The organism is Pontibacter beigongshangensis (genome assembly GCF_014332515.1).
Taxonomy (GTDB): domain Bacteria; phylum Bacteroidota; class Bacteroidia; order Cytophagales; family Hymenobacteraceae; genus Pontibacter; species Pontibacter beigongshangensis.
Window position 1 is genome coordinate 67,264 of record NZ_VFSD01000012.1, and the last position, 20,541, is coordinate 87,804.

The window sequence follows — 20,541 nt, forward strand, 5'->3', positions numbered from 1 at the left end:
AGGTGATCGGCAATTTTTTGAATAGTACAGCCTTGTCATTAAGACGCCTGCAACTAGAGGTCAGATTTTATTTGCTTACTGCCTGTATCAGGTTTTAAGACATAAAACCTTTGGATCAGGACAAGTAAATTGGGAGGAATAGGAGTTGTCTGATATTCTCCGGCTTGTTTCAATTTTCAAACTGCGAAATTCCGCATTCTCAAATCAAACTCGCTGCCTGAAGCAGCGACTGGCACGGTATGGCTGAATAGAAAAGTCGGAACATGGAGGAAGTGTCTTTTTTGCTTCTGGAGAGCAATGGTAACTGAAGACTACCTGACATAAAAAGGGCGTAGTCGGAAACGATGCCGGAGATGGTGCTTTCTGGTTCATCTTCGGATGTTCAAATTCGCAACTCAACCAGTTAGCATTTAAGCCATTGAGCAGCCAGCAATTAAATTATTTTAATGCTTTTGCCCCTCCAGAGGCTTTTCTGCTGCTGCGTGTCAATTACCCAGGCCGGTGCAATCGCTGGTACTGCTGCGGGGTAAGTCTGGTAATGGCTTTAAAGTAGCGGTTAAAGTTGGAGAAGTTCTGAAAACCGCTTTCCAGGCAGATCTGGCCCACGGGCAGCTTGCCCTCCATGAGCAGTTTGCAGGCATGCCCCACCCGAATTTCGAGCAGAAACTGGGAATAGGTTTTGCGGGTGTGGCTTTTGAAGTAGCGGCAGAAAGCATTTGGTGTAAGGTGCACCAATGCGGCAATCTCCTCCAGCCTGATTTTGGAAGCGAAGTTGGCAAGCGTGTAGGTATGGATATCGGCCATGCGCTTTGTCTCGGCCTCACTCAGGGAGCTGTGGAAGCCGCTGCTGCAGAGAAAATCTGTCTGGGCGGAGTACGCAATGGTTTGCAAGATGCGCAGCAACAGCAGAATACGCTCCAACCCCGACACCGTGTTTAGTGCCTGCATCAGTCCGCTCACCTCCTCCTGCGTTTCTCCGGTAATGCGTATGCCCCGCTTAGCTTTCTGAAAAAGCTCTTTCACAACGGCCAGTTCCGGCAGGTTCATAAAAGGGCTTCCCCAGAAGTCGGGCAGGAACTGTACTACCAGGGCCTGGCAACTTTGCGCCTGCTCTTTGTCTGCACCTTCTTCGTCGCTGCGCCAGAAGTGCGGCAGGTTTGCTCCCAGCAAGATCAGGTCCCCCTCCCGGAAGTTGCCGATATTGTCGCCCACAAACCGGATGCCGCTGCCCTTCTGAATAAACGTTAGTTCCAGCTCCGGATGGTAGTGCCATTGGTTATAGAAGAGCGGGTTTACATTTTTTCTTACTTTAAACGATTGCTCCGGGGCAACATCCACTTTCAGCAAAATAGGCTTCATTTGGCAAATATTAACTTGATTTCTGCAACAGCTGTAAATAAGATGGTAATATACTATCAAAATAGGTTAATCTATAAGTAAACAGGATTTAATTAATTCCCGAATTTTGTAGATCGTGCCAAACCCGTGCGGAGTGGCAAAATCTAAAATTAACTTGAGGTTTGTCTCAAATAGGCTTACCTTGAATTTGATTGACTGAAAACCTTTGCACTTGCAGGTAAAGTAGCGGTTATGGCAGTTGCGTACCGTTACTTTTAGCCCGTAAAAAATTGAAATTTTGAATTGGAGGTACAAGCCGCAAGCTTGCTTCAGCAAAGAAACGGCACGAGCCCATTGAATCTAATATCTAAAATCAGCATCTAGTATCTAACGTATGAAAGTAGGTTTATTTATACCTTGTTACATCGACCAGTTTTACCCGCAGGTGGCTGTGGCTACACTCCAACTGCTGGAGAAGCTGGGTGTGGAGGTCGATTACCCGTTGCAGCAAACCTGTTGCGGCCAGCCCATGGCGAACTCTGGTTTCTCGCACTACACGCAGGGCTGCGACAGCCTGTTTGTGAAGAACTTTACAGGCTACGATTACATTGTGGCCCCCTCCGGAAGCTGCGTGCTGCATATAAAAGACCACCTGCACGACGATCAGAACCAGGCAGCAGCCGACCAGATCCGGAGCCGGATTTACGAGCTTTGTGAGTTCCTGACCGATGTGCTGCAGGTAAAAGAACTGCAGGCGAGCTTTCCGCACAAGGTAGGTTTCCATGTGAGCTGCCACGGGCAGCGCGGCCTGTACCTTTCCCAAATGTCGGAGCTGAACGCCCCTGATTTCTCCAAGCCCGGTTTTCTGCTGAGCCTGGTAAAAGACATTGAGCTGGTGCAGCTGAACCGCAAAGACGAATGCTGCGGTTTTGGTGGCACCTTCTGTGTAACGGAAGAGGCTGTATCGGTAAAAATGGGCAAAGACCGGGTGCAGGACCACCTGGAGCATGGTGCCGAGTACATTACCGGCGGCGACGTGTCGTGCCTGATGCACATGGAAGGCATATTGAAGCGCCAGAAAAGTCCGGTAAAAGTGTTACACATTGCAGAAATTTTAAACGGCCAATTATGAGTAGTTCAACATACATTGCCCCTACCGACCACGCCAAGGCGGCAGACAAGTTCATGGAAGATGAGGAGCGCGTAAACTGGCACGACAAAGCCCTCTGGTTTATCCGCGAGAAAAGAGATGTGGCCTCCAAGCAGCTGCCTGAGTGGGAGCTGCTCCGCGAAACCGCCTCCCAGATAAAACTGAACGTGCTGGGTAACCTGGACGCTTACCTGGAGCAGTTTGAGCAGAACGCCAAACAAAACGGCATTACCGTGCACTGGGCAGCCGATGCAGCCGAGCACAACCGCATCGTGCTGGATATTATTCAGAAGCACGGCATCCAGAAGCTGGTAAAAAGCAAATCGATGCTGACCGAAGAGTGCCACCTGAACGATTACCTGGCTGATAACGGCATTGATGTGGTCGATACTGACCTGGGGGAGCGTGTAGTGCAGCTGGCACAGGAGCCGCCAAGCCACATCGTGCTGCCCTGCATCCACAAGCGCAAAGAAGAAGTAGGCGAGCTGTTTCATAAACACCTGGGCACCGAGAAGGGCGCCTCTGACCCGGCTTACCTCACCGAAGCTGCCCGCCAGCACCTGCGCGAGAAATTCCTGACCTCCGACCTGGCCATTACGGGCGTGAACTTTGCCATTGCCGAAACCGGCGGTTTTGTAGTGTGCACCAACGAAGGGAACGCCGACATGGGCGCGCACCTCGCCAAAGTGCACATTGCCTGCATGGGCATCGAAAAAATCATCCCGAAAGCCGAGAACCTGAGCGTGTTCCTACGCCTGCTGGCCCGTAGCGCCACCGGCCAGCCCATTACCACCTACTCCAGCCACTTCCACCGGCCAAGGCCCGACCAGGAAATGCACATCGTGCTGGTAGACAACGGCCGAAGCATACAGCTGGGTCGCAAAGATTTCTACAACTCGCTTAAGTGCATCCGTTGCGGGGCCTGCATCAACACCTGCCCCGTGTACCGGCGCAGTGGCGGCCACAGCTACCATTATGCCATCTCCGGCCCAATCGGCGCTATTCTGGCTCCTAACATGGACATGAAGAAGAACGCTGACCTGCCCTTTGCCTCTACCCTATGCGGCTCCTGCACCAATGTGTGCCCCGTTAAGATCGACATTCATAACCAGTTGTACCAATGGCGGCAGGTGCTGGCCAAAGAGGGTTATGTACCGAGCAGCAAAACACAAGGCATGAAAGTTATGGCCAGCGTGCTCTCTAACCCGACCATGTTCAGGATGGCAGGTAAATCCGGCAGGTTTATGATGCGCCTCGCTCCAGGGCTGGCCAACATCAAAGCCGTAAACCCCTGGGCTAAGCAGCGCGACATGCCGGAGGCACCGAAAGAGAGTTTCAGAGAGTGGTACATCAAAAACAAGAAGAAATCATGAGTAGCCGGGAAAGCATATTAAAGCAAGTAAAAGCCAACAAGCCTGCCGCAGCACCTCTGCCAGGTGCCCTACGTTTTCCGCCGCTTCCGGCTGCCGAATGCCTTGAGAAGTATGTGCGCATAGCAGAAGCTGTAGGCACGGTAGTGATGCGTGTGGACGATCTGAGCGCCATCGGCGCGTACCTGAAAAAGCATTACGAGTCGCCGGAGCGGGTGCTGAACACGGTGAAAGGCGTTGGCTTTGGCCAGGAACTGAGTGGCCCGATAGAAGACGGCCATACGCTTTCGAATCTGGAGATGGCTGTGGTGCAGGGTACCCTGGCTGTAGCCGAGAATGGCGCCGTTTGGGTAAGCGAGGAGCACTTACCCATTCGTGTGCTGCCTTTTATAACAGAGCACCTGATGCTGGTGGTATCGGAGAAAGACGTGGTAAACAACATGCACGAAGCCTATGCCAGGCTCGATGTGTCAGCGCCAGGTTTCGGAGCCTTCATTTCCGGCCCCTCCCGCACCGCCGACATTGAGCAGTCGCTGGTAATTGGGGCGCATGGGCCTAAACGGGCACATGTTTTTCTGGTGAAGTAGTTATTACAAGACATAAGTAGCAAGACACAGGACGCAAGTCTTCTTGGTAAGTTGTGAGAGCCATATAGAAACCCCGGCAGGACTATAGCACCTGCCGGGGTTTCTATTTTAGAATTATTCTAATGGAAAAGGCCTTCCGGAGGCTTTTCTGCTGCTGCTGCTGCTGCTGTAAGTAAGGTCCCCTAAAGGTTTGTATTTGCTTAATCTGAAAATTGAAAAGACTTATTCACCGCTTCGTATTTATTTCTGACAACCCCTTCCCTGCCCTGGTAATCAATAATCAGCGTTTTGGATGTTAATTCACTTATTTTTCCTCGTTCAGGCACTGTTTGGCAGTCGCCGTAAACCTCAAGTGCATTGTCTTGCAATAAATTAAAAGTTCCGGTGCATTTTTGAAAAGCGCCGTTGGAGTTTTCCTGCTTTATATACTTCACGTCCAGCAAAAATTCCAGATAATGAGAATCCTTCATCAAAATAGGCTGCCAGGCAAAGGACCCACCGTTCAGGTAGCCGTGATATGATTCTACAAACAGCCACTTGCCAGTTAATTCTCCTGAAGGAATAACTTCATCTTTCTCGCAACTACTAAATAGAAATACTGAAATAACTATTACTATCCAATGCTTTTTCATTTGCAGACCTTTTTCTTTAACGAGCATCTACAGACATGATTGGTTGCATGAGGCCCTGGTGTGGTTGCTATTTTTTATTTCAGGGTTATAGTTGGCAACTGGCTATAAGGCGGCATAAATGCCCTACACTGGTAATTGGCACGTACAGCTTTAACACGGGAACCAGTCATCTATCCTTATTAGTTTTCCCTCCTGAAACATCAGCAGCCATTGGCCGTCCGAATAGTCTCTGGAAGGCGGCAACGAAATAGTTTCTACTTCACCAACTTCATCAACATTCACTTTCTCCATGTTTTGAGCCGCGTTCGGGAAGCGTTTTTTTATTTCTTCCAATGTAGTGGCAGCGTTTAGCTTTAGGTCATTGCTCTGCAAAAACACGTTTTTATTTTTTCGGAAGTCGACACTTTGAAAATCCAGGGAGTCGTCGAACAGCTCAAAAAGATAAGCACTGTAATAGGCAAGCTTCGAGCTTTCGTTTCTAAAATCTGATGAGCAGGTTTCGTTCCAGTCAATGGTATTGACGCTATCTGGCTTCCCCAGAAGTCCATCCATGTTTTTTACGGTGGTAACTAAAGGATATTTCCCGTTAATCCGAAGACTTCGCCAGTCCAGGTATTCCGTATTTTCTCCTGTCGCAGCAGCCTGTGCTACAGGTGTAGCAGGCTCTGCCGGAAAAGTATTTTCCGACAGTTCTGTTTCAGCGCTTGGCGACTGGCAGCCAAAAAATACAACCTGCAGGATCAGCAGTAAAACAATGGTTTTCATGCTCTTTAGTTTTAAATTTGTCGGACACCAGTTTTAACTACCCAAACTTTTTCTAATCCGGGTCTTGCGCGCAGGTAGTTATACTTTGAAGTTTTTGTTGATAGGTCTTTCTCAGGCAGGTACTATTTCACTAATGTTCCTCCAAATTAAAAATTAGAAATTCAAAATTAGAAATTATGAAAGATAAGCTATCAGGCAGCTTTACAAGCCTCAAACCTTTCTAATAATCAAATTGGACGAGTACTACAGTGCATATCTTATGAAAAAACTATTGACAGGTTTATGTCCATAATTTAATAAACTACCATAGCTATCCTCTGAGCCGGTTTTTAACAGCGCTTCGCTGCCGGAAGAATTTAAAACGACTTGAGAAGCTATGAATTATTGTAATGAAAATGGACTTGCGGAGGTGTTTGCTGCTGCTGCTGCTGCTGCTGCTGCTGCTCGTGAAAAGGCATGCTTTCGCTATGATACTGTTGGCTTCGATGAGGACTTACCGCCCTCTTTTGTCTGCCACCACCATCACAATCCCTCCTATCACCAATACTATTCCTACTATTGGGGGCCAGCTTAAGGTGCGTTCTCTGTCAGCATTTATTTCTATAGGGCCTACTTCTGCCACAGTTTCTTTGGTGGTGTAGCTAAAGCCTGTATAGATGAAGGCAAGCACTCCTAAAACAATCAAAATTATTCCGAGTATTCTCATTTTTAATCAGTTGTTTTTTTGTGCTTACGTATGCTACTGCAAAATAGCTATATTTTAATTTCTCATCCCGATGATCTTCCTTTTCCTGACCGGAACCGGCCTGGCAGAAGATTTGCCTGTGGCTTTCAGGCGAATTAAAGTGGCGGACTTTGCTAAAGACCCTATACACACAAAAAGCAGCAGCCTCTGACCGTTACGTGGTCAGAGGCTGCTGCTTTTATGGCTGGTGTTTAGCTTTTACCACTTCCAGCCGGATAATTTTAACCGGGCAGTTTGCGGCGGCCTGCTGATTCAGGGCAAATTCGTCCATGCCGGCCAGTACCTGGTAAATGCCTTTCTTTTCCTTTCCTTCCACCAGGTTGCACCTGCCATCCTTCTTAGACACCTGCCACCGCATGGGGGCAGCTTCCACACAGCCATTGCAGCCGATGCATTTTGCCCGCTGAAACAAGATCCGGAACATTACGCTTTTACCACTTTGTAGAGTTTATCATTAGGCTTGATCGTGTCCGGCACGCGCATCGAGAAAACATCCCCTTTAGCCACCTGCTCCACCACCACATCAGCCACCCGCATTTCTTCCACCGTGGTTCTGATCACGCCTGTAGCAGGGCCGGTAATCAGGATCTGGTCACCTTTTTTCAGCGCGTGCGATTCCATACCGAACTCGCCTACTTTAATCTTACCGAAATACTTGATGCCTTTCCCGATCAGAATCTTTTTCTCGGTCGCCTTTGATCCGTACGAATCGTTCCACTCTCCCATTTTGCGGCCCAGGTAGTACCCGTCCCAGAACCCGCGGTTGTATACGGTTGCCAACCTGCCGGTCCAGGCTTCAATTTTTTCGGGTGTATAGGTGCTCTCCTGTATCGCCTCCACTGCTTCGCGGTAACAGCTGACAACGGTGTCCACGTAATCGGCGGAGCGGCCCCTGCCTTCCAGTTTCAGGATGCGTACGCCTGCCTCCAGGAGCTTATCCAGAAACCCGATGGTGCAAAGGTCTTTGGCGCTCATAATATACTCGTTGTCTATTTCCAGTTCAATGCCGTCTTCTTTGTCGGTAACAAGGTATTGCTTGCGGCAATTCTGGATACAGGCGCCCCGGTTGGCAGAGGCATTGTGGGAGTGCAGGCTCAGGTAACACTTGCCCGAAACAGCCATGCACAGGGCTCCATGTGCAAATACCTCTATCCGCACCAGCTCACCCGATGGCCCTGTAATATTTCTGCGTTCAATTTCGCGGGTAATCTCCTTTACCTGCCGCAGGCTCAGCTCACGCGACAATACGATCACATTGGCGAAAGTGGCGTAGAATTCTACGGTTTCGATGTTGGTCACATTTACCTGGGTGGAGATGTGCAGCGGCATCCCGATCTTCAGGCAATAGGCCATTACGGCATGGTCGGAGGCAATGATGGCTGAAATACCGCAGGCTTTGGCCTGGTCCACAATTGTTTTCATCAGCCTGATGTCGTGGTCATACAGAATGGTATTGAGGGTGAGGTAAGCCTTTACCTGCGCCTCCTGGCACCGTCTGCTTATTTCCTGCAAATCGTCGGTTGTAAAATTGAACGAGGAGCGCGCCCGCATGTTGAGTTGTTCCACCCCGAAATACACGGCATCGCAGCCGGCTTTCAGGGCGGCACTCAACGATTCGTAAGAGCCCGCAGGGGCTAAAATTTCAACTTTGGGATTATCCATCATCTAAACGATACACCTGCCGCCTGCAGGAGCAGTAGCTGCGGGTAGTTTTACCCGGCAGTTCCCGCCCGGGGCAGAGAGATGGCGGTGCCGGTGTGTTTGTAGTTTAATGCGCCTGAAGCGACCGTTTTTCTTTTAAGAGCACCTGAACAGTGCCGAGCGGCAGCAGTTCTTTGCCGTACACCTCGTTTAAGATTTGAGCCAGGCAGGTATAGATAGCGCTCAGTCCGCATATAATTCCGGTATAGCCGCCCAGCAGCTTCACCTGGTGGCTACCTGTAAAATCGGCAAGGGCCAGCAGGGCAAACAACAGCACCAGCGTACCAAACACAATCTGCAGGGCCCGGCTCAACCTGAACGTACCGATAAACATGCCGAAGGTAAACAAACCCCACAAGGTCAGGAACCAGCCCATAGACACAGGATCGGCAGGCTCGGCCAGTCCCATTTTGGGCAGTACCCAGGTAGCAACCAGGGCAATCCAGAAAGAGCCATAGGCTGTAAAGGCGACAGTTCCGAAGGTATTATTCTTTTTCCATTCCATTAAGCCTGCGAAAATCTGGGCGATACCGCCCACAAAGATCCCCATCCCCATGATCATGCCGGTTAAGGGAATAAAGTCTGCGTTGGCCAGGTTTAATAAAACGGTAGTCAGGCCGAACCCGAGTAAGCCCAGGGGCGCAGGGTTGGAGGTAGAGTCGATGACCCTGATGTTGGAAATGTTGCTCACGGGAGAAAGCTGTTATTTTTTATTTGATCACCTTTAGCACTATTGCTATCCGGCCCACAAATATAGCTTCTGGTATAGCCGCTAAAAATGACATAAAACAGTTTTGCCTGTGAATTTCTTATTGCTTGATAGAACTCGGAAGCCTGATAACATCCTGCGAAATCTCAGCTGCTTCTTCTTCCTCTCTTACAACCTATAAATTAGTTCTCAATCAGATCTGATACACCACACCCATTCCTCCTAGTAAAACTTTAGCCTAGTCAGTCAGGTTCGTGTTAACGGACTAGTATAGCAGATGCGAGGCGTCAGCCGATGTATTAGGTATAAACCCTGCGACGGACTGTTTTCTAACTACAAAGTTCTCCCGAGTACTTCTGCTGTCCCCTTCCCGATTGACACTTAAAACCCAATTTGATGTTGTCAATCACCCACCTATTGGCTTTATATTTAAATTCAATAATCCTTTTTTCTCCATGAACAGAGTCATCTAATAAGCCTTCCTGAGTAACTATAATCCTAATATGCTCGTTTGATATTTCAGTCTGCTCTAGAGAAAATCCTGAATTTCCTTCAGTACGATATTCGGGACCGAACAACTTTCCTATTATTAGGTATGGAGTTGTCGCCCAAGCTTCATTAACATCTATTGCAGAGGCTATTTGGTTATTGTACTTGTTTGTATCTTCAGAAATGAAACTACTATAGTCTTCTCTGCTGCTACACGATGACAGCATTAGCAACAGCGAAATTATTAAAAGGCTTGTTCTGTTATTCATACTTTCAAATACACGCCAACGGCTTTGCTATGGTGCGTTTATGCACTATAGGTCTTGTTGGCAGAGGTCATTTTATTTTATCTGAATTAAGGTTGAGTCAGTTGGTTCTTCTTTATAGTATACTACTGCTTGACCACCGTGAATTCTTAAATCAGCTATCTCGTTTGAAGTGCGCTCTGCCCTAAACTCTCCAATTTTCTTTTCAAACAAGGTAAGTTTAGTTTCATACAAGTTGTACGAGCAACAACCACCTAAAAATCCCGTGTACTGACTTCTGATTTGGTAATTGTCATTCTGAACAATGGTGTCCGGTGGAGCAAAGAAAGCAAAGAACATAGAACCTAATAAAGCACCTAAGATTCCGTCAGTTAACCATGAGACGAACACAACGATTGGCGAAAGGATATACAAAGACGAATAGTAAGTTGTGGCGCTTCTATTTTTGATGGTAAGACAGAATAATAAAACTCCTGTTGCATATATAAGCACCCTAACAATGAACATCAGTCTATTATCAAACCCCAAGTCCAGCACAACTGAAAGCAACAGATTCAGAAGCAAGAAAACAAACAAGCCAATGTGTACTTTCTTAATCATACTGCTGTTTTTCATAATTGTGATACCTGCCAACTCGCAGACAAACGTAATAGCTCCCCTACCTACGCTTATCTGCACTATGTGCGTAGGTGGTTTACCTGCTTATCAAGTATAAAAGAGCAGGTACCATATTAACCATGGCTTAAGTCTTACAATTAAGCAAATCATAGGCACTTCTCCTAAAAAATATTCTAAGAACAAAACTATAATTTCCTGCCGTAATTCAAACTCCTTGCTTCTATCTTTCCATGAATATTCTGGCTGCTTAGAGGCTCCGGCAGTTGGATTACTTCCGGCCGCGCAATTATTCAAATAAATATGACCCTCCGGAGGATTTGCTCCTGTTGCTGCTGCTGCTTATTCTACTAAACCCGCCAGGTATGAATAAAAAAACGCCGCTGCTAGGCAACGGCGTTTTTTCATCATTCATAGTTTTAGGTTGTACTTATTTATCCCAGAACACACCATTTTGAAAGGGGTCTATCTGTCCTTGTTTGGCAACTTCTTCACGGTTGGTGTATACTTCCGACTGCCGGTACGTCAGGCGCTTTGGCCGGAAGCTGGGGTCGGGCGAGGGGCTCTGCAGCGACTGCGGCATGCCTGTCGGGTAACCCAGTCTGCGGAAATCGTTCCAGGCTTCTATGCTGCTGATGCTGTTCAGGGCCAGCCATTTCTGCTCAATAATGCGTTCGATCTTGTTTGGAGCCAGCGTATAATTTACGGCTGGCAAGGCATTGTAAACCGTAAACTCTGCCGCACCCACACCCAGGTAGATAAACGACTCTTTGATAGCCGCCTCATACTTTTCTTTTGCACCGGGCAGCCAACCCCTTTCAGCGGCTTCAGCCTGCAGAAACAGACTCTCGAATGATGAAAGGAGCACCGATGGCTGTTGCGCACTCTTCAGGAGGCCAGCCGGCTGATTTCCGTTTTCGCCGGGACCTAACAAAGCCGATGTCTTGCTCATGGTATAGTCCGATCCGGAAACCTGGCCCAGCGGCACGCCCTTGTAGGTTGTACCAACTGGTTTGTAAAGTTTAGCCAGGCGCGGATCTAGACGGTTCTGGTACTGTGCCACCACAAACTCGGTCGGGCGCAAGGTGTTGTAGCCGCTGGTAAGTGCGCCAACAGGATTCTTGTAGAAGGTTTCCCAAAACGGGTTCTGTAGCCCTGCCGTCACCTGGTAGCCGGGGTTTACGAGCGCACTTTCACCAGCACCCAGAAAACCGCTTCCCTCCTGCTCAATTTTGGCTAGCTCACTTGTTATATAGGCTGTGTTACCAAGCTCACTCTGCCGCAACAGGGCCCGCAGTTTTACCGTGTTGGCAAACTTTATCCACAGGGTCAGGTTACCCTTGAACATCACATCGTCTGCACCTGGCTTCTTAGACAAATCCGGCGCTTCTTTTATGTTCTGGATGCCTTCGGTTATCAGGTTAATGGAGCCTTCATATACAGTTTGCCCGTCTTCGTAGCGTGGTGTGGCATACTTACCTCCGCGGAGGGCTTCTGAAAAAGGCACGTTGTCGTACAGGTCCACCAGGCGCATAAAATGCCAGCCCTGCATAATTTTGGAGATGCCTGCATAGGCCAGGTCGCCGCTTTCGGTGGCCTGCGTTTCGATGTCTTTGTAATTCACGAGTGTGGTGTAAGAGTCTTCCCAGATCGGCCGACCGTCGCGGTCGAACGACATGGCCTCTACGCCATAGGTTTCCTCCAGCCGGAACAGGCTCGTAACACCTGGCCCGTCGGTGGCTTTGGCCCAGTAACCTGTCCAGACAGCTCCTAACTGGTTGAGGGCGCCGGTTTCCAGGTGCACGGTTTTAACAAGGGCATTCGGCAGCTTCTGATCAACGGGCACATCTACCGGGGCATTGGGGTTCACATTCACATCCATGAACTTATCGCAGGCGGTTATGGCCATGGTGGCAAAAGCAAGAGCAACTATTTTTATGTTATTTTTCATTCTGATTTAAAAAGAAATAATGGTTCATAACAGAGCAGCAACAGCAGGATCAGGAGGCTCGGAAGGGCAATTTCTATTAGCATAATTCCTGACTCATGGGCTGCCACTGCAGCTACTTTACAGGGTTACTCCCAGGGTAATACCAACCACGCGTGTTGGTGGCAAATGACGCCAGCTCATGTAACCTTCGCTGCTGCCACCGGCATACACAAATTCAGGATCGTTGTAGATATTGTCTTTAGACCAGATCGAGAACAAATTACGGCCTACCAACCCAATGGTAGCACCCTTCAGCACGCGCTGACCGGCCAGCACAGTGGCAGGCAGCGTATAGCTCAGGCTCAGCTCCCGCAGCTTGAAGAAGTCGGCACTCACCGCGTAGTTCGACTGCACGTTGGCTACATAGTTTGCAAAGTAGTTGCGGTCGCCTTGGGTCATGATCTCGGTATTCTCCACAAACACACCCGGCGAAGTTTCAATGACAGAGTTCGGGATCACGAAAGGCTGACGGCCATATTGTGTGGTAAGCGGGCTGGTGCCGTCCTGAATCATGCGGGCAGCTGCCTCGGTGTATACCACGGCTCCTTTGCGCCAGTCGAACTGGGCTCCCAGGTTAAAGCCTTTGTAGCTAAGTGAGGTGTTCAGGCCGATCTGGTAAGGCGGTGTGCCGGTGCCACCGTAGTACAGCTCGGAGGTATTGGCCGGGTTACCAGTGGCCGGGTTAATGATGATGCGGCCTTGCGGGTCGCGGCCATAGTCGGTAAACATGTAGCTGTTGTATGGCTTGCCCACGATCAGGTAGTTCTGGCGGAAATGGAACAGCTGCTGCACATCACCATAGATCTCCTGCACTTCGCTCTTAATATAGGTAAAGTTGGCCCCTACATTCCACACCAGGTCTTTGTTATGAATAATGTCGCCGCTGATATCTAATTCCACGATCTTGTTCACGGCAGTAAAGGCATTTACCCAGGCCGACGTAAAGCCGGAGCCTGCCGAAATATCGGCCTCGATGGTACCGTCTGTTGTTTTGGCGTGCACAAAAGCGGCTCCCACATTCAGGCGGTTGCTCAGGAAGCTCAGCTGCGTGCCCACTTCAAACGATTTCACGAACTCCGGTTTCAGATCGGGGTTGGCATCAGAAGTGCCAAGGCTGAAACCGGGCAGGTTGCCGTAAGGGAAGCCGTTGCTCTGGCTGTACACGTTCTGCAACTGGTACGGGCTCACCACCACGTTGCCTGTTTTATTATAAGATACATACGCCTTACCAAAAGAAAGCAGGTTGCTGTTGCGCAGGCTATTAATTGCTTCGCTAAAGATGAAGGAGCCGCTCACGCCCGGGTAAAAATAATCGCGGTTCTCAGGGCTCAGCACCGACACTGACTCCTGCCTGCCGGTCATGGTCAGGAACAGGTAATCGTTGTAGCCAAGCGTAAACTCTCCGTAGCCAGCCACTCTCCTGTCCTGGATAATCTCAGAGCTGCCGCCTAGTTGGCCAGTGCGGTTGTCCTGGTTGTATAAGCCTGGCACTACCAGCGCGGAGGAGCTTAGATTTACACCTTTGCTCTGGTCTGTTCTGAAATTGGTTCCTAGCAACAAGCGGGTGCTGAACCTGCCGAACTCTTTTTGGAAGTTAAGGATCAGGTCGCTGTTTATTCTGCGGAAGTTGGCGGAGCCATCGCTCACGCTGCCTGGTATGTTGGTGCGGCCGGCGGTGGTGTAGGTATATTTGCCGATGGTCGCCCTGGAGTCGGTATTGCGGCTGTAAACCCCGGCGCGGTAAATTATATCGAGCCAGGGAGCGGCATTGTAGTTCAGCTCAATGTTCCCGTTAAATGTCTGCTGGTCGGAAACGGCACGGCGGTTGGCGGCATTAAAGTACGGGTTTAACTGATTGGCACTGAACCAGTAATCGGGGCTGGCATACATGGTGTTCTGCCAGTCGCTTGCCTGCTCCACCGGAATGTTGGCCGGCAACCGGTACACGGTAGACCAGGGCTCGCTTGGCGTTACGTCGTTTTTGTTGAACACATAGTTCAGATTGTACGATGTGCTTAACCTGCCAAAGCTGCGGGAACCGTTAAAGCGGCCACCTGTTCTCCTGTTTTCGTCGCCGGGCACAATGCCTTTGGTGAGCACATCCTGCACCGAAAAGTAATAGGTGGAATTATCGTCGCCTCCGGCAAAGGAAAGGTCGTTTTGCGTGGTTATGCCCGTGTCGAAAAAGTTTTTACGCCCGTCTTTCACGGCGGCATAAGGCAGTTGCCAGGTGCTGCCATCGGCCATTCTAGGTCCTATCGGCCTCATTTCTCCGTCGTAGCGCGGGCCCCAGGACTGGTACTGCAAGGGGTCGTACACGCCATTCATGCCATTACCGAACTCGCGCTGCTGCTCGGGCAGCCGGCTCACCCGCTCTATGGTGGTGGTGTTGGTAAAGTTAATGGCCTGTGTTCCTGCTCTTCCTTTTTTGGTGGTGATCATGAGCACGCCGTTTACACCGTCGGAGCCGTAGATAGCGGCAGCGTTGGCGCCTTTCAGCACGTTCACACTTTCAATGTCGTTCGGGTTCAGGCGGTTGATGTCCGGAATAGGTACGCCATCCACTACATACAAAGGCGCGTTGTTGCCGGTGTGCGACCGGATGCCGCGCAGGTTCACCTGCACATCAGGGTCCACTTTGCTATCGAACATGTTGATGCGCAGGCCCGACACTTTGCTGGCCAGTCCCAGCACGGGGTTCACCACTTTCCCCTGGGTCAGTTCCTGGGTGTCGAACTGTTCGCTGGAGGTACCCAACTCTTTGGCGGAGCGCTTAATGCCCAGCGCGCCAGTCACCACCACCTCTGCCAGGTTATTGCTGTTTACTTCCAGGGCAATGTTGGCTGTCTGGGTCTTTGGCATTACCGGCAGTTCCTGCATCGAATACCCGATGTAGGAGAACACCAGCACCTGGCCAGCCTGCGCATGGATGGCAAACTTACCTTCGGAGTCGGTGGTGGTGGCATGGGACGTATTTTTAACCCGGACGGTAACACCGGGCAGTGCTTCACCAGTTGCTTTTTCAGCCACTTTACCTGTAATGGTCCGCTCCTGCGCAAAGGCTCCTACAGCTAAACATAGCATTAAAAAAGAAATAAGTAGTTTATGCATTATTGTATAGTAGGAAGTTGAAATATGTTATTTAAATTTAGTCTAAATAATCTAACTTTGGCAAAGATATAGCCCCGCAAGGATATAACCATGACGCACAAAGGAAAATCTGTAACGCCAGAGGGAGAATTTTCGGCCGTAGCTGCCCCCGAAGCCACAGCACAGCACACTATCTGGCATTTCCGGAACCTGTTCAGGGTTAGTGCCGACAGCTCGCTACGATTTACCCACGCCGTTGGCGAAACGGGCCGCGTGTATGAGTACTTTTCTAAAGGAGCCTATTTCAGGCACACTTCCGGCTGCTTCCTGCCTTCCACCAGGTTGGTGCTGGAGCACGAGGCCCCGTTTGTGCACATGGCTTTCTCACTCCATAATAATAGGAGTTACACTCTGTCCGCTTCGGGCAAACCTATTATCCAGCTGAGGCAGCACCAGCACAACCTGTACCTGCTCCCCAGCCAGCGGGTGGAGGTGGAATGGCCGCAGGAGGCGGCAGCCGAGTTTTTCGATATTTTTATCAGCACCGACAGTTTTTTCCGGTACCTGCCCGCAAGCCACCCCCTTTACATGAGTTTTCAGCATGCCGTGGCCCAGAACAAATTTGGGCAGCTGAGCAGCAGCAACCTTCCCCTCACCCCCCGGATTATTGCGCTGCTCTACGAGATCCTGAACTGCCAGTTCAGTGGCCACTGCAAATGCATTTTTGCCGAGGCCAAGGTAGTGGAACTGCTGGCCCTGCAGCTCGACCAGCAAGGGCAGTCCGTGGCGCCTGCCGCCCCGGAAGGACTGAAAGACGAAGATGTGGAGAAGATGCAACAGGCAAAGGCCATTGTGCTGGCCAACCTCGAAGCGCCGCTCACGCTCAAAGACCTGGCCCACCAGGTGGGCACCAACGAGTACAACCTCAAAAAGCACTTTAAGGAAATTTTTGGCACCACGGTGTACGGCTACCTGCATCAGCATAAAATGGAGCAGTCGCGGGAGCTGCTGCTGCAGGGCGAATCCAAAATTGCCGAAGTTGCCCGCCTGATGGGCTACAAGCACGCCACCCACTTTACCTCCGCCTTTAAAAAGCACTTCGGTTTCCCGCCCAACAAACTCAAGGTGTCTTAGGTGGAATGGCTAAATGGCTGATCTGGGGATTTTAGTCGTGCTACAGAAAGGCCAGGTTCGAAGGTGCCGGGAGCAATTATGCTAATCAAAATGCCCTTCCAGAGGCTTGGTCGGGACACGAGACACTGGACGTGAGACGCAGGACTCTTTAAGAGTTAACACTGAGGAGTTCACTGGTGCTACTCTATGCATCTTCCGATTTCCAAATCCTCAAATTTCCAAATCGGAAAAAGAGCACATCTGCACTAAACCATCAAGCACCAAATTATTTGAACCAAAATGCCCCTCCGGAGTTCATCTTGTAGGGAAAAGCAGCTCGCTGGTTCAAATTGGCAGCTCGTGCCAAATGTTCCTTCAGGCTACAGCCTAAAAGAATTGATCTATCACAAGCTGCTTTGGCCCCTTCTGGAAAGGCAGGGGTATGAAAGTGCGAGCTGGCAGCTCGCACCAGCGCAAAATCCGGGAAATAGAAGCCTTATTTTTCCTACAAGATGAGCTTCCGGAGGGCTGTGGCAGCCTGATCCCAGGTTATGCAAGGCCAGAAATTGATCGGGCACAGGACACTACCGGATACCCGCTTCCTTTTTTCTCCTTATTTTTCAACTTGAACTGACCTTACAGGCTATTCAACCCATAATGACATCTCAAGAATCATTGGATAAGAGGGCAGTTAGATATATTTTTTAACTAACATTAGTTTGAATATCTACTGAGCACTACGGTTTAATTTATTAACATCACCTTTTCAACAGCCAAAATTAACATGAAGAAGACACTGGCTACACAGTTAGACGCCATAAACGAATATGAGCGGGAACCGATTCCCAAGAGCAAGCTTAAAGGAATGAAAAGCTTTGTGGGCATGTATGCCGGAGAGCATATTGCCGGAACCGAATTTGTGATCGGCCCTTTGTTTGTGGTTCACGGCGTAAGTGCCATTGATCTTGTTACCGGGCTGTTGATCGGAAACCTGCTGGCCGTTTTGAGCTGGGCCTTCCTGTGTGCTCCTATTGCCGTGCGGGTAAGGCTTACGCTTTACTACCAACTAGAGAAAATCTGCGGAAAATACCTGGTATCAGGCTACAATATCGTAAACGCCCTGATGTTCTGCTTTCTGGCTGGTTCTATGATTGCAGTCTCCGCTACGGCAGTCGGTATTCCGTTTAACATTGCCATGCCTGGCCTCGACGATCTGTACCCGAGCAGCATCGGGTGGGTGGTAACGGTACTCGCTGTGGGCTCTGTTATTACCGCAGTGGCTATTTTAGGATATGAGCAGATTTCGAAATTCGCCAATGTGTGCGCCCCCTGGATGATCCTGATCTTTGTGGCCGCTGCCTTTGCCGTAATGCCACAGTTGGGCATTACCTCGCTGAGCAGCTTCTGGGAAGTGGCCCAGACCAGGATCTGGACCGGTGTGCCGGTGGAAGGCTATACCAAATTTACTTTCTGGCACGTCATGTTTTTTGCCTGGTTTGCGAACATGGCCATGCACATTGGTATGGGTGATTTGTCTATTCTGCGTTACGCCAAAAAATGGTATCATGGCTTTGCCTCTTCTACCGGCATGTTTATCGGGCACCTCATGGCCTGGATGTCTTCGGGCATCTTGTGTGCAGCTGCCGGTGGCGAGGTACCTCCCGGCCCTATCGCTTATGCCAGTGCAGGCATTGCAGGAGCCGCCTGTGTGCTGATCGCCGGCTGGACAACCGCCAACCCCACCATATACCGCGCCGGCCTTGCCATACAGTCCATCATGCCCAGGGTGAAGCGCTGGAAAGTGACCATGATCGTGGGTTTAGTAACTACCATCGCCGCCTTCTTTCCGGCGCTGGTCATGCAGTTGCTCGGATTTGTGGCGCTTTATGGCCTGGTGCTGATGCCGATGGGTGCCATTATCTTCATCGATTTCTGGGTTATTCCGAGGCTGGGTATGAGGAGCAACTATGCCAGTGTAACCAACACACATTTTAACATAGCCGCCGCCGTAACATGGGTAGGCACACTGGCAATCTGCCTGTCGCTCAACTTCTTCCAGAACGTCGATATATTCTTCCTAGGTCTGCCAGGCTGGTTTATTGCAGCAACGCTCTATGTTGTGCTCAGTAAATTGTATCAGAAAAAGGCCAGCCTGCAACCGGAGCCCAGCATCTCGGCCAAAAGTATTGTCTAACCGCTTACTTTATCCTCATAACCTCACGCATCATGCATACTATACTAAAACTTATCTCTTACCTGGGTCTGCTCCTGACGGTGGTGCCATCGGTTCTCGTATTCCTTGGGAAAATAGAACTAGACTTCCACAAGAACCTGATGCTAGCCGGCATGATCATGTGGTTCTTGTCGGCCCCTTTCTGGTTGAACACCCAAAATGAGCAGGAGGCCGAAAGCTAAACATCGGTTATAACAGAACCAGCTTTGCTTTATAATATTTTAACATATTGCAATACTTAATTATCATTGAAGAAGGCTAAGCTAAATTCTACAAAAAAAGAATTTATCTTAGCCTTTCCTTTTGTCCGCAACTCTGAATCCTGAAATCTACAGGTAAGCCAGGTGCGAGACCAGGACTACGTTTTTATATCACACCCCCTTTTCGGGTGTAAGACACAACAAAGGCCGGGTCAAGGCGAGCCAACAGCCATCTCCGAAGATAGACAAAGGAAGATTCCCGTTGGCTCCTCAAAATGCCGGCCAGCACAAGCATAAAAATTTACAAATTATTTATTCCGTACATGCAAGTTATTCTAGGTCTCCTCTACCACTTTATAGGTGGTGCCGCGTCAGGCAGTTTTTATATCCCTTATAGCAAAGTAAAAAAATGGTCCTGGGAAAGTTACTGGATCGTGGGTGGTATCTTCTCCTGGCTCCTGGTGCCGCCCTTGGGCGCCTGGCTCACGGCCCCCGGTTATACGGAAGTCTTGGCCAATGCCGAAAGCTCCACCCTATTATATACCTACATGATGGGCCTGCTTTGGGGCATAGGAGGCCTGACCTTCGGCCTGTCGATGCGCTACCTGGGCATGTCGCTAGGCATGGCGATTGCGCTGGGTTTATGCTCGGCCTTCGGCACCCTGATCCCGCCTATCTTCTATGAAATCTTTGGCAGCCAGGGCAACGAAAAAACGATCACGGAGATATTTAGCACCACTTCAGGCCAAGTAACCTTATTTGGTGTTTTCCTTTGCCTGGTGGGTATCGCCATCTGCGGCAAGGCAGGTATCATGAAAGAGAAGGAGATGCCTGATGAGCAGAAAAAGGAAAGCATCAAGGAATTCAATTTCTCGAAGGGCATACTGGTGGCCACATTTTCGGGCATCCTGAGTGCGTTTATGGCCTTTGGCTACGCCACCGGAAAACCCATAGCAGAAGCCACAGTAGCGTCTGGCATCGACCCTTTATGGCAAAACAACCCGGTGCTGGTGGTTATCCTGCTCGGAGGCCTAACGTCGAACTTTATTTGGTGCGTGTACCTCAATTTTAGAAACAAAACGGGCTCCGACTACACCAACCCGCAGACACCGCTACTGCGCAACTACTTTTTCTCGGCTGTTGCCGGCATTACCTGGTACCTGCAGTTCTTTTTTTACGGCATGGGCGAAAGTCTCTTCGCGGAATCGGGGGTTGGCTTTACCAGCTGGACCCTCCACATGGCCTTCATCATTATCATCAGCAACCTTTGGGGTATCTACCTGAAAGAGTGGAAAGGCGCGAGCAAGAAAACAATGTTCGCCATCGTTCTAGGTATATCTACAGTTATCCTCTCTACGGTAGTTGTTGGATACGGGAACTACCTGGCGGAATAGCCGACAGTCTTGCTGTATCCATTTATAAATTTGTTATTCATTAGTAAAATATTTTTTCCTTAACTTGCGATAGTTTTAATATATCCTGGTGTTTTATTTCGTAATGGTAAGCTTTAGGTTTTCTTTTATTAATAAATGAAAACTTGATGACAGG

At 49.6% G+C, this 20,541-nt stretch carries 18 protein-coding genes; 7 read left to right on the forward strand and 11 right to left on the reverse strand.

Annotated features, from left to right (window positions below):
- Nucleotides 1-489: 489 nt before the first annotated feature.
- Nucleotides 490-1,359: an AraC family transcriptional regulator gene (locus tag FJM74_RS11185; protein WP_187262690.1), complete on the reverse strand. Its 870-nt coding sequence runs from the start codon at nucleotides 1,357-1,359 to the stop codon at nucleotides 490-492.
- Nucleotides 1,360-1,732: 373 nt separating this feature from the next.
- Between FJM74_RS11185 and FJM74_RS11190 the strand changes: the two genes are divergently transcribed.
- From FJM74_RS11190 to FJM74_RS11200, 3 genes are read left to right on the forward strand one after another with little or no spacing between them, the layout of a single operon-like run.
- Nucleotides 1,733-2,470, forward strand: a complete 738-nt coding sequence (locus tag FJM74_RS11190) for a (Fe-S)-binding protein (protein ID WP_187262691.1) — start codon at nucleotides 1,733-1,735, stop codon at nucleotides 2,468-2,470.
- Entirely contained in the window at nucleotides 2,467-3,861 is a 1,395-nt protein-coding gene (locus FJM74_RS11195) for a LutB/LldF family L-lactate oxidation iron-sulfur protein (RefSeq protein WP_187262692.1), read from the forward strand. Before FJM74_RS11190 ends, FJM74_RS11195 begins: the two co-directional genes overlap by 4 nt.
- Complete coding sequence (locus FJM74_RS11200) at nucleotides 3,858-4,445, forward strand: LutC/YkgG family protein (RefSeq protein ID WP_187262693.1); 588 nt, start codon at nucleotides 3,858-3,860, stop codon at nucleotides 4,443-4,445. Before FJM74_RS11195 ends, FJM74_RS11200 begins: the two co-directional genes overlap by 4 nt.
- Before the next feature lie 200 nt (nucleotides 4,446-4,645).
- Here FJM74_RS11200 and FJM74_RS11205 read toward each other — a convergent pair whose 3' ends face one another.
- The 10 genes from FJM74_RS11205 to FJM74_RS11250 form a co-directional block, all read right to left on the reverse strand.
- Entirely contained in the window at nucleotides 4,646-5,104 is a 459-nt protein-coding gene (locus FJM74_RS11205) for a hypothetical protein (protein WP_187262694.1), read from the reverse strand.
- A 123-nt stretch (nucleotides 5,105-5,227) separates the two neighbouring features.
- A complete protein-coding gene (locus FJM74_RS11210; RefSeq protein WP_187262695.1) occupies nucleotides 5,228-5,842 on the reverse strand; it encodes a hypothetical protein in 615 nt (204 codons plus the stop codon).
- A gap of 493 nt (nucleotides 5,843-6,335) precedes the next feature.
- Complete coding sequence (locus FJM74_RS11215) at nucleotides 6,336-6,548, reverse strand: DUF308 domain-containing protein (RefSeq protein ID WP_187262696.1); 213 nt, start codon at nucleotides 6,546-6,548, stop codon at nucleotides 6,336-6,338.
- A 217-nt stretch (nucleotides 6,549-6,765) separates the two neighbouring features.
- A complete protein-coding gene (locus FJM74_RS11220; RefSeq protein ID WP_187262697.1) occupies nucleotides 6,766-7,011 on the reverse strand; it encodes a ferredoxin in 246 nt (81 codons plus the stop codon).
- A complete protein-coding gene (locus FJM74_RS11225; protein WP_187262698.1) occupies nucleotides 7,011-8,252 on the reverse strand; it encodes a peptidase U32 family protein in 1,242 nt (413 codons plus the stop codon). The genes FJM74_RS11220 and FJM74_RS11225 overlap by 1 nt, the downstream gene beginning before the upstream one ends.
- 103 nt (nucleotides 8,253-8,355) lie before the next feature.
- Nucleotides 8,356-8,979 carry an acetate uptake transporter gene (locus FJM74_RS11230; RefSeq protein ID WP_206684032.1) on the reverse strand — a complete coding sequence of 208 codons (624 nt, stop codon included), beginning with the start codon at nucleotides 8,977-8,979 and terminating at the stop codon, nucleotides 8,356-8,358.
- Between the two features lie 347 nt (nucleotides 8,980-9,326).
- The gene (locus FJM74_RS11235) at nucleotides 9,327-9,755 is read right to left on the reverse strand and encodes a hypothetical protein (RefSeq protein ID WP_187262699.1); all 429 of its coding nucleotides are present in this window, start codon (nucleotides 9,753-9,755) and stop codon (nucleotides 9,327-9,329) included.
- Between the two features lie 72 nt (nucleotides 9,756-9,827).
- On the reverse strand, nucleotides 9,828-10,352 hold the full coding sequence (locus FJM74_RS11240; RefSeq protein WP_187262700.1) for a hypothetical protein: 525 nt from the start codon (nucleotides 10,350-10,352) through the stop codon (nucleotides 9,828-9,830).
- A 445-nt stretch (nucleotides 10,353-10,797) separates the two neighbouring features.
- Nucleotides 10,798-12,318, reverse strand: a complete 1,521-nt coding sequence (locus FJM74_RS11245; RefSeq protein WP_187262701.1) for a SusD/RagB family nutrient-binding outer membrane lipoprotein — start codon at nucleotides 12,316-12,318, stop codon at nucleotides 10,798-10,800.
- Between the two features lie 117 nt (nucleotides 12,319-12,435).
- Nucleotides 12,436-15,441, reverse strand: coding sequence for a SusC/RagA family TonB-linked outer membrane protein (locus tag FJM74_RS11250; RefSeq protein ID WP_241739080.1), 3,006 nt, complete (start codon nucleotides 15,439-15,441; stop codon nucleotides 12,436-12,438).
- Nucleotides 15,442-15,558: 117 nt separating this feature from the next.
- Between FJM74_RS11250 and FJM74_RS11255 the strand changes: the two genes are divergently transcribed.
- The 4 genes from FJM74_RS11255 to rhaT all read left to right on the forward strand — a co-directional run bounded on the left by FJM74_RS11255 (nucleotide 15,559) and on the right by rhaT (nucleotide 20,387).
- Nucleotides 15,559-16,581 (forward strand): helix-turn-helix transcriptional regulator, encoded by a 1,023-nt coding sequence (locus tag FJM74_RS11255; RefSeq protein WP_187262702.1) that lies wholly within the window; start codon nucleotides 15,559-15,561, stop codon nucleotides 16,579-16,581.
- A 763-nt stretch (nucleotides 16,582-17,344) separates the two neighbouring features.
- Nucleotides 17,345-18,754 carry a purine-cytosine permease family protein gene (locus tag FJM74_RS11260; protein ID WP_194349989.1) on the forward strand — a complete coding sequence of 470 codons (1,410 nt, stop codon included), beginning with the start codon at nucleotides 17,345-17,347 and terminating at the stop codon, nucleotides 18,752-18,754.
- Nucleotides 18,755-18,786: 32 nt separating this feature from the next.
- A complete protein-coding gene (locus tag FJM74_RS11265; RefSeq protein ID WP_187262703.1) occupies nucleotides 18,787-18,975 on the forward strand; it encodes a hypothetical protein in 189 nt (62 codons plus the stop codon).
- Nucleotides 18,976-19,316: 341 nt separating this feature from the next.
- Nucleotides 19,317-20,387 carry an L-rhamnose/proton symporter RhaT gene (rhaT, locus tag FJM74_RS11270; protein ID WP_187262704.1) on the forward strand — a complete coding sequence of 357 codons (1,071 nt, stop codon included), beginning with the start codon at nucleotides 19,317-19,319 and terminating at the stop codon, nucleotides 20,385-20,387.
- The last annotated feature ends 154 nt before the right edge of the window (nucleotides 20,388-20,541 follow it).